Annotated in this window: 14 protein-coding genes; 5 read left to right on the plus strand and 9 right to left on the minus strand. The window is 70.0% G+C overall.

The window, feature by feature from the left end; genetic code table 11:
* The first annotated feature begins 29 nt into the window (after window positions 1-29).
* A complete protein-coding gene (locus tag BKA15_RS01700) occupies window positions 30-1,031 on the plus strand; it encodes an alpha/beta fold hydrolase (protein ID WP_179747807.1) in 1,002 nt (333 codons plus the stop codon).
* On the opposite strand, the gene BKA15_RS01705 is transcribed toward BKA15_RS01700, so the two are convergent.
* A complete protein-coding gene (locus tag BKA15_RS01705; protein ID WP_179747808.1) occupies window positions 1,032-1,394 on the minus strand; it encodes a winged helix-turn-helix transcriptional regulator in 363 nt (120 codons plus the stop codon). It lies immediately after the preceding gene.
* Window positions 1,395-1,469: 75 nt separating this feature from the next.
* Here BKA15_RS01705 and BKA15_RS01710 point away from each other — a divergent pair, with 75 nt between their 5' ends.
* Window positions 1,470-1,619, plus strand: coding sequence for a hypothetical protein (locus tag BKA15_RS01710; protein ID WP_179747809.1), 150 nt, complete (start codon window positions 1,470-1,472; stop codon window positions 1,617-1,619).
* Window positions 1,619-2,308, plus strand: coding sequence for a DsbA family oxidoreductase (locus tag BKA15_RS01715; protein WP_179747810.1), 690 nt, complete (start codon window positions 1,619-1,621; stop codon window positions 2,306-2,308). The genes BKA15_RS01710 and BKA15_RS01715 overlap by 1 nt, the downstream gene beginning before the upstream one ends.
* Window positions 2,309-2,437: 129 nt before the next feature.
* Here the strand turns inward: BKA15_RS01715 and BKA15_RS01720 are convergent, their stop codons facing one another.
* The 8 genes from BKA15_RS01720 to dop form a co-directional block, all read right to left on the minus strand.
* Complete coding sequence (locus BKA15_RS01720) at window positions 2,438-3,529, minus strand: prephenate dehydrogenase (protein ID WP_179747811.1); 1,092 nt, start codon at window positions 3,527-3,529, stop codon at window positions 2,438-2,440.
* Window positions 3,526-4,314, minus strand: coding sequence for a proteasome subunit alpha (gene prcA / locus BKA15_RS01725; RefSeq protein ID WP_179747812.1), 789 nt, complete (start codon window positions 4,312-4,314; stop codon window positions 3,526-3,528). The genes BKA15_RS01720 and prcA overlap by 4 nt, the downstream gene beginning before the upstream one ends.
* Complete coding sequence (gene prcB, locus BKA15_RS01730; protein ID WP_179758167.1) at window positions 4,311-5,117, minus strand: proteasome subunit beta; 807 nt, start codon at window positions 5,115-5,117, stop codon at window positions 4,311-4,313. Before prcB ends, prcA begins: the two co-directional genes overlap by 4 nt.
* A 35-nt stretch (window positions 5,118-5,152) precedes the next feature.
* On the minus strand, window positions 5,153-5,353 hold the full coding sequence (locus tag BKA15_RS01735) for a ubiquitin-like protein Pup (protein ID WP_179747813.1): 201 nt from the start codon (window positions 5,351-5,353) through the stop codon (window positions 5,153-5,155).
* A gap of 1,031 nt (window positions 5,354-6,384) precedes the next feature.
* Window positions 6,385-6,540 (minus strand): hypothetical protein, encoded by a 156-nt coding sequence (locus tag BKA15_RS01740; RefSeq protein WP_179747814.1) that lies wholly within the window; start codon window positions 6,538-6,540, stop codon window positions 6,385-6,387.
* 71 nt (window positions 6,541-6,611) lie between these two features.
* Window positions 6,612-6,917 (minus strand): immunity protein CdiI family protein, encoded by a 306-nt coding sequence (locus tag BKA15_RS01745; protein WP_179747815.1) that lies wholly within the window; start codon window positions 6,915-6,917, stop codon window positions 6,612-6,614.
* The gene (locus BKA15_RS01750; protein ID WP_179747816.1) at window positions 6,914-12,301 is read right to left on the minus strand and encodes a DUF6531 domain-containing protein; all 5,388 of its coding nucleotides are present in this window, start codon (window positions 12,299-12,301) and stop codon (window positions 6,914-6,916) included. Before BKA15_RS01750 ends, BKA15_RS01745 begins: the two co-directional genes overlap by 4 nt.
* Window positions 12,302-12,454: 153 nt before the next feature.
* Window positions 12,455-13,975, minus strand: a complete 1,521-nt coding sequence (gene dop / locus BKA15_RS01755; protein WP_218871016.1) for a depupylase/deamidase Dop — start codon at window positions 13,973-13,975, stop codon at window positions 12,455-12,457.
* A gap of 79 nt (window positions 13,976-14,054) precedes the next feature.
* Between dop and BKA15_RS01760 the strand changes: the two genes are divergently transcribed.
* Window positions 14,055-14,447 carry a DUF3054 domain-containing protein gene (locus BKA15_RS01760; protein ID WP_179747818.1) on the plus strand — a complete coding sequence of 131 codons (393 nt, stop codon included), beginning with the start codon at window positions 14,055-14,057 and terminating at the stop codon, window positions 14,445-14,447.
* A 10-nt stretch (window positions 14,448-14,457) separates the two neighbouring features.
* Complete coding sequence (locus tag BKA15_RS01765) at window positions 14,458-14,823, plus strand: phosphotransferase-like protein (RefSeq protein WP_179747819.1); 366 nt, start codon at window positions 14,458-14,460, stop codon at window positions 14,821-14,823.
* Window positions 14,824-14,880 lie beyond the last annotated feature (57 nt).

The following is a 14,880-nucleotide window of genomic DNA, read 5'->3' on the forward strand; positions in this document are numbered from 1 at the left end:
TTCGCCGGCCGGTCCGGGAGGATACGTCCATGACCGATCCGAGCATGATCATCTCCGAACTGTCTCGGCTCACGACGCCGTACGCGATCGAGGAGACCAGGATCGTCGAGCTCGGCGACAGCCCGCAGGTGGTCTCGCTCCGCGGCCGGGACCGGCGCAACCCGGTGTTGATCATGGTCCACGGCGGGCCGGGCACTTCGCTCAGCGCGACCTCCTGGATGTGGCAGCGGCCGCTCGAGGAGTCGCTCACGATCATTCAGTACGACCAGCGCGGCGCCGGCCGCAGCTTCCGGCACGACGACCCGGATCGGCTCCGGGACGCGCTCAGCCTTGATCACTGCGCCTGGGACACGATCGAGCTGGCCGAGTTGATCACGGCCGAGTTCGGGATCGAGCAGGTGCTGCTGGCCGGGCACAGCTGGGGTACGGCCGTCGCCACCCGGGCCGCGCTGCTCCGGCCGGACCTCTTCGCCGCCTATCTCGGCGTCTGCCAGATCGCCTCGACCGCGGCCGGCGAGGCGGAGAGCTGGCGCTGGGCGAGAGCCGAGGCGGACCGGCGCGGGGACCGGGCCGCGGCCGCGGAGCTGGACGCGATCGCGCCGTACCCCGAGTCGTTCAGCCGGGAGACCTTGATCATCGAGCGCCGCTGGGTGTCCCGGTTCGGCGGGATGGCGGCCGGTCGGGCCGACAGTCTCTACTTCGACGACGGGGAGAGCGTGGCTCCGGACTGGTCGGCCGCCGACCAGGAGTCGGCCCGGGCCGGCCGGGAGTTCCTGGCCCAGCACCTGCTGCCCCGGTTCATCGAGATCGACTTCACCATGATCACCGAGTTCCCGATCCCGATCATGGTCTTCCTCGGCCGGCACGACTACGTGACCCCGACCGCCCCGGCGCTCGCCTGGCTGGACCGACTGGCCGCGCCGGCCAAGATCATCGAGTGGTTCGACGACTCCGCCCATCTGCCGATGTACGAGGAGCCCGGCCATTTCCTGACCGCCGTCCTCGAGCACCTGCTGCCGTACGGGCGATGATCAACAACGGGTCCAGGGGACTTCGTCGCCGACGTGCCGAGCCACCCGTTCCACCAGCGGCAGCAGCAGGTCGGCGATCTCCCGGCCGACGTCGGTCAGCGAGTACTCGACGTGCGGCGGCAGGGTCGGCTTCTGGTCCCGTACCACGAAGCCGTCGTCGACCAGCGTGCGCAGCGTCTGCGCCAGCATCTTTTCGCTGACACCGTCGATCGCGTCGCGCAGTTCGTTCCAGCGCCGGGTGCCGCCGGCCAGGGCCAGCACGGTCGGGACGCCCCACTTGCTGGTCACATGGGTGAGCACCAGGCGGGCCGGGCAGTCGGCGGCGAGGGCGAGCCGGAGGTCGGCGGGAGCGGGTCCGGTCATGACGCGATCCTACTCACCAAATAGTGCGTACACGACAACTGGAATGTGCTGCGGTCCGCTGCCGTTGTGCCGGACGTGACGACACCACATCTGCCCCCGGAACCGGTCGCCGATGCACCGGACGACGGCGTTCCCGGGGCGTTCCAGACCGTACCCGGACTGAATCTGATCACCGTCGAAGGCGCCGATGCCGGCGTCTGCGCCCCGGGCGAGGTGTGCGACTGATGTCCGCCGACCCGTTCGTCCTCGAAGCCGGCCGGCTGCGGATCGACATCTGGAGCGACATCATGTGCCCCTGGTGCTACCTCGGCGACGCGGCCCTCGACCACGCCCTGCGCGATTTCCCGTACGCGGACCGGGTCGACATCCGGTACCACAGCTTCCTGCTCCGGCCCGACCTGCCGTCCGACCGGCCGACCGACCTGTACGAGTTGATCAGCAGCGGCCGCGGCGTCTCGCGGGAGGAGGTCGACGCCGGCCACGCCATGCTCGAGGAGCGGGGCCGCGCGCTCGGCCTGGACTACCGGTTCGACAAGGCGATCGCGATCAACTCCACGTCCGCGCACCGGCTCAGCCACGTCGCGCTCGACGCCGGGCTGCAGCGGGCCATGATGCAGCGCCTCTTCCTCGCCTACTTCACCGAGGGCCGCAACGTCGCCGACTACGACACGCTCACCGAGCTCGCCGAACAGGTCGGGCTCGACCCGGTCACGGTGCGCAAGGCACTGGAGAGCGGAGCCCACCTCGACGACGTCCAGGACGACCTCACGCTGGCCCGGGAGCTCGGCATCCAGGGCGTCCCGTTCTTCGTCTTCAACGGAAAGTACGCGGTCTCGGGCGGCCAGCCGGTCGAGGTGTTCCGGCAGACCCTCGACACCGTCTGGGGCGAACTCTCCCCCGCTCCCGCCGGCTGACGTCACTCCCGTACCACCTCACCAGGTTTCCTGGCGCAATACCAGAGAAGCTTCTCGGGTAAAGCGACAGTTTTTCACGTAACGTGAAAAACTGGCAGGCCCTCGGCAAAGGGCAGGCACCCGCGAAGGTCAGGGTTCGACGGTCCAGCCGCGGTCGGTGATCGCGCGGACCAGGGCGGCCTCCGTGGCGGGGTCGACGGACAGGGAGAGGTAGCCGACCTCGCGGACCTGGTCGTGCTCGATCGCGATGTCCTCGACGTTGACGCCGGACTCGCCGACCAGGGCGAACAGGCGGCCCAGCGCGCCGGGCTCGTCGGGGATCTGCACGACGACCCTGCTGTACGCGACGGCGGCCCGGCCGTGCTTGCCGGGGATCCGGCGGGTGCCGGTCACGCCGTGGGACAGCACGGCCCGCAGCTCGTGGGTCTCGGGCTGTTCCAGGGCCTTGATCAGCACCTGGAGTTGATCATGGACCTGGCGCAGCTCGGACAGCACGGCACCGGAGTTGCTGCCCAGGATCTGTTCCCACAGGCCGGGGTCGGAGCCGGCGATCCGGGTCACGTCGCGCAGGCCCTGGCCGGCCAGCAGCAAGTCGTCCGCGGGGATGTCGTTCAGCCGGCCGGCGGTCAGCACCGACATCAGGTGCGGCAGGTGCGAGACCCGCGCCACCGCGGCGTCATGATCATCGACGTCCATGATCACCGGCCGGGCGCGGCAGGCGGCGACCACCGCGCGCACCGTGTCGACCGCCGCCGCCGCGGACCGCCGGTGCGGCGTGATCACCCAGGTCCGGTCGACGAACAGGTCGGCCCGGGCGGTCATCGGCCCGGAATGCTGGGAGCCCGCCATCGGGTGCGACCCGACATAGCGGCCGAGCTCCGGTTCGCTGTCCCACAAGGAATGCAGCACGCCTGCCTTGACCGAGCCGACGTCGGTCACGGTCGCGTTCGGATACGTCCGCAGTGCGTCGCTGATCACTCCGGGCAAGACCCGCGGCGGCACCGCGGCCACCACCAGCCGGACCTCCTCCGGGACCGCCGGGGTCACCGTACCGGCGCCGAGTTCGGCGGCGACCCGGGCATGGCTGGCCTTGGCGTCGACCAGGTGCACCAGCCAGCCGGCCGCGGTCAGCGCACAGCCGACCGAGGCACCGACCAGGCCGGCGCCGATGATCACCGTCGGGCCCACGGGCTCAGCGGTGACGGGCCGGGATGCGGTCACTGATCCTCGGTATCCGCGGGCGGGGTCTGCCCCGCGACAGGCTCCGGGGTCGTTGCGGCCTGGACAGGCTCAGCGGACGCCGGGGCGTTGAGTTGTTCGGCGAGCCGGTCGCCGCGGATCCGGCGGAACTTGCGGGGCAGCGCGCGGGTGCGGTCCAGGACGGCGACCTCCAGCGATTCCACGCCCAGTTCACGCGCCGGGGCGCCGGAGCCCTGGTCCGAGCCGAGGGCCCGCACCGCGAGCCGGATCGCCTCGGTCAGCCCGAGGCCGGGACGATAGCCCTCCCGGACCGTCTCGGCGATGGCCTCGGCGGAGCCGCCCATCACGGCGAAGTCGTCCTCGTCGTTGACCGAGCCGTCGTAGGTGAGCCGGTAGATCTGGTCCGAGGCGTGCTCGGTGCCGAGCTCGGCGACCACGATCTCGACCTCGTACGGCTTCTCACCGCCGGACGAGAAGATCGTCCCGAGCAGCTGCGCGTACGCGTTCGCGAGGCCGCGCCCGGTCACGTCGGTCCGGTCGTAGCTGTAGCCGCGCAGGTCGGCGTAGCGGATGCCGGCCGTGCGCAGGTTCTCGAACTCGTTGTAGCGGCCGACCGCGGCGAAACCGATCCGGTCGTAGATCTCGCTCACCTTGTGCAGCGCCTGGGACCGGTTCTCGGCGACGAACAGGATGCCGTCGGCGAAATGCAGCACGACGACCGAACGGCCGCGGGCGATCCCCTTCCGGGCATAGTCGGCCCGGTCCTTCATCAGTTGTTCGGGCGCGACGTAGAACGGCATGCTCATGAAAGCGGGGCTCCTGGTCCGTCGGGGCGCCGCAGTCGGCCGGTCAGCATCTGGTCGACGAGCTCGGCCACCCGCGGCTCGGCGACTCGCTCGACCCCGTCCGGTCCGGCGACCATGATCACCGGGTAGATCTTGCGGGCGACGTCCGGTCCGCCGGTCGCCGAGTCGTCATCGGCCGCGTCGTACAACGCCTGGATCACCGCCGTCGCCGCCCCGGCCGCGTCCAGGTCGGGCCGGTACAGCTTCTTCAGCGATCCCCGGGCGAACACCGACCCCGAACCGATGGAGTGGAACTCGTGCTCCTCGTAGCGGCCGCCGGTCGGGTCGTAGGAGAAGATCCGGCCCCGGCCCGCGGGCTCGTCCCAGCCCGCGAACAGCGGCACCGCGATCAACCCCTGCATCGCCAGCGGCAGGTTGCCGCGGACCATCGTGGCGAGCCGGTTCGCCTTACCCACCAGGGAAAGCGACGACCCCTCCAGCTTCTCGTAGTGCTCGAGCTCGAGCTGGAACAACCGGATCAGATCGATCCCGACCCCGGCCGACCCGGCAATGCCGATCACCGAGAACTCGTCGGCCGGATAGACCTTCTCGATGTCGCGCTGGGCGATCATGCTGCCCGCCGTCGCGCGCCGGTCCCCGGCCAGCACGACCCCGCCCGCGAACGTCGCCGCGGCGATCGTCGTGCCGTGGGGCGACAGCGCGCCGGCGTCGCCGCTACCGAGCTCCCCCGCCCGGCTGGTCGGCAACACGTGAGGTGCGACCGCGGAGGCGAACTCGTAGAACGACGACGTACCGACCTTCATGTATTCCGGTGACAGACCTATCGACGACAGACCGCTCACTGCCCACCCTTCTGAACGAAGCTCCGGACGAACTCCTCGGCGTTGACCTCGAGCACATCATCGATCTCGTCCAACAGCGAATCGACGTCGGAATCCAGCTCCGCCTTGTGCGCGGTGTCAGCCGGGGCGATCTCGTCGACCTCCTGTTCCTCGTGGGAAGTACGGGCCCGTCGCCGGGTGTGCTCGGTCTCAGCCATGACGTTCTCCTCCTCCAGCGTCGGGGCCTCCGGTGGGTGACCCGTGTCCTGGTTGTCAGATCAAGCCTAGTGTCCACGTACGACAGGGCTCCGGAGATACCACCCTCCGGCCGAAGAGTTGTCGGATCGGGTCCTGAGTGCCAACGAGTCGGCCAAGGACTCGCGCTCGTCGAGGATGGCCTGCCTGGGCCGGGTGCCGCTTCGCGTGGCGGCGTCCCGGTTGCGGCGGACCTCGCGCAGGCCGCTCAGACCAAGCCACGGAGTGCCGTCCGGCTCGCCCGCCGCCGGCGCCCATGCTTTCGAAACGGATGCAAACCCGGGCCGCCAGAAGATCTTACGGTCCTCGCCGCCACCGCTCTCGCCGAGTGGACGATCTGACCCGATACCGCGCCGGAAGCGAGGTGTCCGGAAGCGAGGTCAAACTGTCCGCTCGATGGGGGCCGGTGCAAGTGACCAGCGGCCGGCCAGCAAGATCTCCGGAGCTTGTCGCTGAGTACAGGCTCTTTCACCGGCGGCGGCCTCGGTCCGTTCTGTTCCCACACGGACGGTCGGTGGGTGTGGGTATTGATAACGGCCCAGCCTGCCGCGACCGCGTGCACTCGACGTCCTGCCGGAACTCGTTTCTCACTCCCCTAGCAGCATTTCGTCGATCGCAGTCAATTGTTCGACCGTAAGTTCCGGGGGATCCGACTCGGTGGCGACGGCCACGAAGTCCGCGGGTAGCCAACTGTCGTGATGTTCGACATAGTGACCAAGATCGCTGTACCACACCCATGTCCCGTCCGTATGGAAAGGAACGGACCGAGTTGGCCACCAGCGAAGCAATCCGAACCCAGGATTCCTGACGCAGCCAGCACCGGAGCATTCCGCAGATAGGTGAGCACTCTCGCCTTCTGCGCTTCTGCGAGCTCCACGGTGCGATGGATCGACTCTCCGTCCTGATCTCCGTACGGAAGCTCCCGGTAGAAACCGAGCCGAGCTAGCGACATCTCATCCTCCTGACCCGACGGATTCTCGCACGAGTTTCCTGGTCAGGCGCCAGGATGGATCGCGTCGCCTGCCTTGAGCGGAATGTCTTCGAGTGCAACGGTTGCCGCGCTGCCGTCCGGCGTGACCAGGATCGGCTGGTCACCGCCCAACGCGGCCACGAAAGACCGCGACTGCACAAAGGCCGTGCTCGAATCCATCACCGCTCACCAGGCACTCGGCGTTCTGCCGGAATCAGTGGGCGAGCTGCGAATCGCGACATCGCCTGAACTCAGGACGGATCCAGGTGCCGCAGGAGGCCTTCGCTGTAGTAGCGAACCTTTGCGTCGCCCAGTGCGGCGGCGATCCTGCCAGCCAGGTCCAACCCTAGTTGATCGAGCTCCGAGATTTCGGTCTTCATCGTCTCTCGCTGCTGAGTGGAGGCCGGGATAACCTGCTGATACCGGTCATTCCAGGACCGGATCTCTTGCGCGAGGTCCGCAGGAATACCCGATTCTCCAGGAGAAATCTGCTCGCCACTCCCGTCGTCCCGGATTGAAGGCTCCAGATAGTCGGCGGCCAAGGTCAGATATTTCATAGCTTCCTAAATGTCCTGTGGAAGATTAGCTCGGTTTCTGGATTAACGGCAATCTCGAACACCCCGTCAGACCCATTGATCGACCCCGGCTGACGATAGAGAAGAGAGTTGTCAGCCTGCGTTATGGGCGTCGCACTCAGGACGGTATCGTCAAACGAATAGGGAAAATTGTGCGCTCTGGGGTCTTCCAATCCGCGCGCGCGAATACGCGGATGGTACGAATAGTTATGCGAATAGGCCAACCGGTCCGACGGAGTCGTCGCTGCCGTGCCGCTTGGGGTCGGCCTCACGCCCCGCAGGTTCCGGACCCCGGTGACCAGCCCGTGCCCGCCGGCTCCGCCGGCACCGCCGAGGACCGCGCCCTGCACGGCACCCGTCGTCGTCGCGGTGAGGAAGCCGCTCACGCTGTGCGGGCCGGGACCCGTGGCGTAGCGATAGCCGCCCATCCCGGCACCACCCGCGCCGCCCGCGACCGCCCCGTTGATCGCGGCGGCCTTCCAGCCGGTCGCACCGACCCGGGTGGCGAGTCCCAGCCCGCCGATACCGCCGAGCGCGCCGGAGACGGCGACCTGGCCCCAGTTGACCTCGCCGGTCGTCGCCTTCTGAATGATCGTGTCGGCGCCCGCCGAGATGAGCATCATGCCCGCCGGCCCGCCGACACCGGTCGCCATCAGCACGCCGCCGGCGATCACCATCGCCCCGCCGGCCAGGTATTCCCAGTTGTTCCCGACCCACTCCGTGGTCGCGTCCCAGGCCTTCTCGTACCACGGCTTGCGGGCGTTCTCCAGATCGGCCTGCGACACCGGCTTCAGCCCGGTCGGGTCGGCCGCATGCAACGGATCGTTGCCGGCGTAGGAGTACGGGTTCCCGGCCCAACCGGCCCCCGGCACCGGATCCAGCGGGTCCACCGACAGGAAACCACGCGTGGCCGGATCGTAGGCCCGCGCGTGCAGCCACTCCAGACCGGCGATCCGCAGTTCGCCGGCCGCGCCGACGCTGACCCCGCCCGTCGCACCGGGCAGACCGACCGCACGCCCGGGCTCGACGCTCCACGGGTCGGCGCCCGTGGCCCGGGTGGAGCGCCACCCCGACGCCGCCCATTGGTCACCGACGCCGGTCATCCCGGCCGCGCCGAGAACTGACGTCGCGCCCACCTGCACCAGTCCGGGCGCGTACGGATCGGCGCTGTCCCAGAACGTCGGCAGCTCCGTGTCCCCGGAGGTGACGGAGGCGAGTTCGCCGGTCGCGTCCACATGCATTCGGGTCCGCCGGACCTGATCGCCGGAGCGGTCCGCGACCTCGGCCAGATAGCCGGTCGGCGACCAGGAGTAGTTCCGCACCCGGCCGTCGGCGAAGGACGTCCGCAGCCGCCGGCCGGCACCGTCGTACTGGTGCCGGGTGGTGCCCTCGGCATCGGTCACCGACGTCAGTTGCCCGGCGGCGTCGTAGCCGTAGTCGCACGACTGGGCACCGTGGCTCTCGGCGACCAGGCGGCCGGCCAGGTCGTACTGCCAGCGGGAGATCACGTCGCCGACGGCCTGGCCGACCAGTTGGTACGCCGCGTCGTAGTCGAACCGGGCGGCTTCGCGGGAGCCGTCCGCGGCCGTCTTCTCGATGGCAACGATCCGGCCGTCGACGTCCCGGTCGATGGCGGTCCGCGCCGACCCGCCGGCCTCGGTGAGTACGTGACCGGTGACGAAACCGTCGGCGTAGCTCCACGACTGCGACACCCCGGCCGCCGCGGCCTCGACCAGCCGGCCGGATCGATCGAGGGTGAGCCGGGTCCGGCCGAGCAGCGGATGGTCGATCTCGGTGAGCCGGCTCGCCGCGTCATAGCCGTACGTCGTCGTCGCGCCGTCCGGGGTCGTCATCCCCGTCCGGCGTCCGGCCGCGTCGTAGGTCCAGCTGACGGACTGGCCGTCGCGGGTCCGCCGGATCAACTGGTGCCGGCGGTTCCACTCCAGCTCGCTGACGCTGACCCGGTCCCGGCGAGACCGGTCGGTGACCGTGACCCGCCGGTTGCGCAGGTCGCGACTGATGGTGCTGACCGTCCGCCCGTCGACGGCGATCGAGGCGACCCGGCCGGCGGCGTCGTAGGTCCACTCGGTCCGCCGGCCGCCGGGATCCTCCTGCCACGTCTGGCGACCGAGCGGGTCGTAGCCCGCGCGGGTGGTCCGGCCCAGCGGGTCGGTCTCCGCGACACACCGGTTCTGGGCGTCGAACTCGCGCCGGGTGACGTGGCCCAGCGGATCGGTGATCGTCGTATTGCGTCCGGCCGCGTCGTAGTCGTACCGCGTCACTCCGCCGTTGCCGTTGATGGCGGCGATCAGCTGCCCGGCCGCGTCGTAGCGGAACCGGCGCCGGCCGCTGCTCGGGTCGGTGATCGCGACCACCCGGCCGGCGAGGTCGTACTCATAGCGGGTGCGGCCGACCCCGGGGATGAAGCTCGCGGCAAGTCGTCCGCCGCGGTCGTAACTCAGCCAGCCGAGCTCGCCGGTCGGCAGCCGCAGCTGCACCGGGCGGCTGTCCGCGTCATAGCTGATCGTGGTGCGGTTGCCGAGCGCGTCGATCGTCGCGCTCCGCCGGCCACAGGCGTCGTATTCGAACCGGGTCACGTCGCCGACCGGCGAGGTGACCGCGACCACACGGCCGGCGGCGTCCCGCTCGATCCTGGTCAGTGCGCCCTCGGCGTCGAGCAGCTCCACCGGCCGGCCACACCGGTCGTAGGTGGTGATCGCCGCCGACCCGTCGACCTGCCCGACCGCGACCGGCCGGCCCAGCTCGTCGAACCGGTGAGTCAGGGCCCCCGTCGCGTCCCGCGACACGACCCCGCCGGTGGGGTCGGCGGTGACCGAGAGCTCGTGGCCGAGCGGGTCGATCACGGAGTCGGCCGCGCCGCCGGCGCCGTAACGCCAGCTCCAGGAATGTCCGTCCGGCGTCGTGGTCCGGCTCAGCCGGGACAGCGAGTCGTGCTCGAACCGCCAAGTGCTGCCGTCCGGAAGCTCGACCGCGGCCAGATGGCCCAGATCGTCCAGCCGTCGCTCGACGGCCCGGCCGAGCGGATCGATGGTCCGGGACTCCTCGCCGTCGGTGCCGTACTCGATCTCGGTCCGCGCCCCGGTCGGGTCGATCGTGGCCGCCAGCCGTCCCCCGGCGGTGTACTCGAACGTCCAGATCGCGCCGTCCGGGTCGTGCCGCTCGGTGATCCCGTGCGGCCCGTGGACGAACACGGTACGGCGGCCGCTCGGCGTGGTCGCCGCGACGACCCGGCCGGACGCGTCGTAGCTCAACCGCGCGCAATCGCCGGCCGCGTTGGTGGTGGCCGTGAGATCGCCGTACTCGTCGTAGTCGAACCGCAGGACGACCCCGACCGGGTCGACCAGCCGGGTCAGCAGTCCGTCGCGCCACTCGAACCGGGTGACCCCGCCCTCCGGGTCGGTCAGCGTTGCCGGGTTGCGACCGGTGCCGTCGTAGCTGTACGTCGTCACCGCGCCTTCACCGGTGATCACGGTGACGATCCGGTCGTGCTCGTCATAGGCGAACTGCATCTCGGCGCCGGACGGGCTGACCTCGCGCACCACGTGACCGCGGTCGTCGAACTCGCGGACCGTGGCCCCGCCGTCGCGGCCCACCACGAGGACCGGATTGCCCTGGGCGTCGTAGCTGGTGGACTGTCGCTGGTCGAAGCTGTCGATGATGCCGATCAGCCGGCCGCGCCCGTCGTGGATCCAGGTGTTCGCCCTGGTCCCGTCGAGATCGGCGACCTCGGTGACGTTGCCCGGCAGATAGCTGTAGCGGCTGACCCGGCCGTGCGGAGAGCGCTGGGTGGTCACCCGGCTCTGGTCGTCGTAGGTGTTGTGCACCTCGACCACCCCGTCGGCGTCAACGACCTCCTCGATCAGGCCGGCGTCGTTCCAGCGGTAGCTGCGGGTCCCGCCGTCGCCGGCCACCGAGGTCAGCCGACCGGCGGCGTCGTAGCCGTAGTCGATCCGGCGGCCGTCGGAGGCCACCACCGCGGTGACCGAGTCGCCGCTCCATTCCAGGCTCAGCCAGCGGCCGCGTTCGTGCTCCAGCCGGACCAGCCGGCCCTCGGCGTGGCGGAAGCTGATCATGGTGCCAACTCCGCGGTCGTACGAGAGCGGCAGGCCGGCCGTGCTGAAGCGCCAGGTCCCGCCGTCGTTGTCGGTCACCCGCAGTTCGTCGGCCGCCTCGTCGCGGTCGAGCCACAGCGCCACCCCGCGGCCGCGGTCCCAGCCGGTGCTCAGCCGGGGGAATTCGATCACCCGGCCGTCCGGCTGGGTCAGCAGCGCGGCCTCGTCGGTGAAGGTGAGCCGGACCTCGGTCCAGCTCGTCCAACCCGGCCCGAAGGCACCGCGAGCCCGGTTGAACGAGTTGTACATCCGGCTCAGTACCAGCGAGGCGCTGCCGCCGGCGAACGACAGGTCCGTCTCCGGCTCGACGAAGTTGCCGGTGGAGGCGTTCACCGGGTCGTCGGAGTAGCCGGTGGTGGGCGCCACACCGAGGCGCGCGGGCGACGTGGGCGGGATGTCGTGGCGATTCACCGGCACGCCGGCGGACTGGAGGCTGGCCTCCAACGCGCTGTCGGAGAGCGTCACCATGTCGCCGGAGCCGCCGGCCCGGTCGAAGGCCGCCGCGACCGTCTCCACCCAGGTCTTGTCCTGGTCGTTGAGCTGGTTGTACAACCTCAGCGCGTTGTAAACCGCGGAGCCGTCGATCCCGGTCGTTCCGTCGACCCCCCAGTCGAAGCCGTTGTTGAACTCGGTCTCGAAGCCCTTCAGCTTGTCGGGCTTCCCCTGCAGGCCCTGCAGCGATTCGGTCAGGCTGCTCGCGAACGTACGCAGTGCCGTCGGTCGCGCCGACGACGTGCCACTGCCACCGCCGCTGCTCCCGCCCCCACCGGGCATCGGGTTCTCCCGATCCGTGGCGTCGGCCGAGAACTGCTTCGGTGGCGGCGGCGGCTTGGGTCCCTCCGGCGGGTCCTCGTCACCACCGAGGTCGGAGAGCGTGATGTGCGCCTTGTCCTCGTCGTGCCGCTTCTTCCACTCCCGGGCTTCGTGGCGGCGTCGGTTCTCGCCAGGCACCAGATCGAGGAGGTATTGCACCTGGCGTGCGACGTCGTCCAGCGCGGTGGCGATGTTGCCGCCGTCCTCGTTGGCGATGCCCTGATTGCGCTCGAAGATCTGTGAGAACCGGCCCTTGAAGTCCTGCAGCGCGGTGCTGGTGCCGGACCGGCGAGTGGTGCCCAGACTGCGGAGCTTGGACGCCGTGTCGGTGCACCAGGTGATCAGCGAATTCGCCGCCTCCTCGTTGATCTTGACATCGGGAAGCCCGCCCCAGGTACTCGGATCACTGCTACTCGCCACAACTCTTCCCCTTCGACCACTCGTTTCCCGCGGTGCCGGTACGACGAGCCGGCCGCGCACCCGACAGAAGCCCGACCAACCTATGTGTCGGCAGAGTCAACTCGCAGCCCGGAACGCCGGTTTGTGACCGAGGTCAAGCCGCGCGGTACGAGCTCAGCGGCCCAGGGCCTCGACCAGTTCGGTGACGGTCTGGCTCTCCTCGATGATCCGGCCGACCTGGGCCCGGGTGCCGCGGAGCGGGTCCAGCAGCGGGATCCGTTGCAGGGCGGCGCGCCCGGGGACGTCGAAGATCACCGAATCCCAGGAGGCGGCGACGACGGCCTCGGAGAACTTGGCCATCACCTTGCCCCGGAAGTAGGCCCGGGTGTCGGCCGGCGGCTCGGTCCGGGCCTGCTCGATCTCGGCGTCGCTGACCAGGCGCTGCATCCGGCCCTTGCCGACCAGCGCCTGGTAGAGGCTGCGGCGCGGGTCGACGTCGCAGTACTGCAGGTCGATCAGGGCGACCTTGGCGGAGTCCCAGCCGAGCCCGTCGCGTTCCCGGTACGACTTCATCAGGCGCAGCTTGGCCACCCAGTCCAACTGGTCGGCCAGCTCGAACGGGTCGCGACGCAACGCGTCCAGGCAGCTCTGCCAGCGGGCGAACAGGTCCTTCGCCTCGATCCGGGCCGCCTCGGAGAGATCCTCGGCGACCGCGTCGTAGGTGGCCCGGCAGGCGTCCAGATACATCTCCTGCAGGCCGATCGCGGTGATCGTCCGGCCGTCGGCGAGCCCGACCGTCGTCGTGCAGGACGGGTCGTGGCTGATCGCCCGCATCGCCGCCACCGGCGCCGCCAGCCGGACCTGCGGACCGACGGAGCCGTACTCGATCGCCCGCAGCACCCAGGCGGCGCAACCGAGCTTGAGGTAGGTGGAGATCTCCGACATCGTCGCGTCGCCGGTGATCACGTGCAGCCGGCGGTGCTTGGTGGCGTCGGCGTGCGGCTCGTCGCGGGTGTTGATGATCGGCCGGTTCAGTGTCGTCTCCAGCCCGACCTCGGCCTCGAAGAAGTCGGCCCGCTGGCTGATCTGGAACCCGGCCTGTTCGCTGGCCTGGCCCAGCCCGACGCGGCCCGCGCCGATGATCACCTGCCGGGTGACCAGGTGGCCGGAGAACTGGGTGACGATCCGGTCGAACGGGGTGGTCCGGGACAGCAGGTAGTTCTCGTGGGTGCCGTACGAGGCGCCCTTGCCGTCGGTGTTGTTCTTGTACAGCCGAATCTGCCGGCCGATCGACTCGCTGGCCCGCTGCGCCGCGATCGCCATGATCGCGTCGCCCGCCTTGTCGTAGCGGACCGCGTCCAGGGCCGAGGTGACCTCCGGGCCGGAGAACTCCGGGTGCGCGTGGTCGACGTACAGCCGGGCGCCGTTGGTCAGGATCAGGTTGGCCATGCCCAGGTCGGTGTCGGTCAGCTGGTCCGGGTGCGCCTGGCCGCGGGTGAGTTCGTAGCCGCGCAGGTCCCGCAGCGGCGTCTCGGTCTCGTAGTCCCAGCCGGAGGCCCCGCCCGCCGACGACCAGCCGTACGCCTTCACGACGTGGTTGGACAGCTGCATCGGATGAAGTTCCTCTTCGGCCGGCACTCCGATCGCGCTGATCCCGTACTCGGTCTCGATCCCCATCACACCGTCCACGGGCATCAGCCTACGTTCCGGGGGCACGGCCTCGTCGGCGCCCGGTTCGGGACCCGGAACCGCGCCGCGGTACTAGAGTGCTGCCGTGAAGCTCCCGCTGGCATTCACCATCGACCTGATCGCGGTCCTCGGCTTCGCCATCGTCGGCCGCAACAGCCACGCCGAATCGGTCGACCTGGTCGGCGTCACGCTGACCGCCTGGCCGTTCCTCGTCGGCACCGCGCTCGGCACCGCGCTCGCCCTGCTCTGGCAGCGGCTCCGGCCGTCGCTGAGGTCCGCCGGGACGGCCGGACTGACCGCTGGGATCGTCGTCTGGGCCTGCACGGTCGTCGGCGGCATCGCCCTCCGGCTCGCCTCCGGCGACACCGCTGAGACCCCGTTCATCGTCGTCGCCGCGATCAGCCTCGCCGTGCTGCTGATCGGCTGGCGCCTCGGTTACCGACTGATCCGCCAGGCCCGGCACGCCGCCGCCGGCTGACCGGCCCCGCATGGCTGCGCGGATCGTCTTCCTGAACGGTACGCCGAGCGTCGGCAAGTCCTCGACCGCCCGGGCGTTGCAGCAGCGGCTCGCCGAGCCGCACTTCTACCTCGGCCTGGACGAGTTCCGGCGCGGCTATCTGGACCGGCACTGGCTGGCCGACCACGGGACGGATCGGCGGAAGGGCCCGATGGATCTCGACCAGCCGGAACTGCACGCGCTGCACGACCACGGCTGCTACGACCTCACCGTCGACACCTCGCAAACCTCCGTCGAGCAGGTGGTGGACCGGATCCTGCCGGTGCTCGACGACCCGCCGCGGCCGGCCGCGTTCGACCGGCTGCGCCGGATCCGGGAGGAATCTGCGAATCGTTGACAACCGATTCGGAGGTCCGGCCGTATAGGGGGCACTCAAGCTCGACCGGTCCCTACT

The organism is Microlunatus parietis (assembly GCF_013407955.1).
In the GTDB taxonomy this organism is placed as follows: domain Bacteria; phylum Actinomycetota; class Actinomycetes; order Propionibacteriales; family Propionibacteriaceae; genus Microlunatus; species Microlunatus parietis.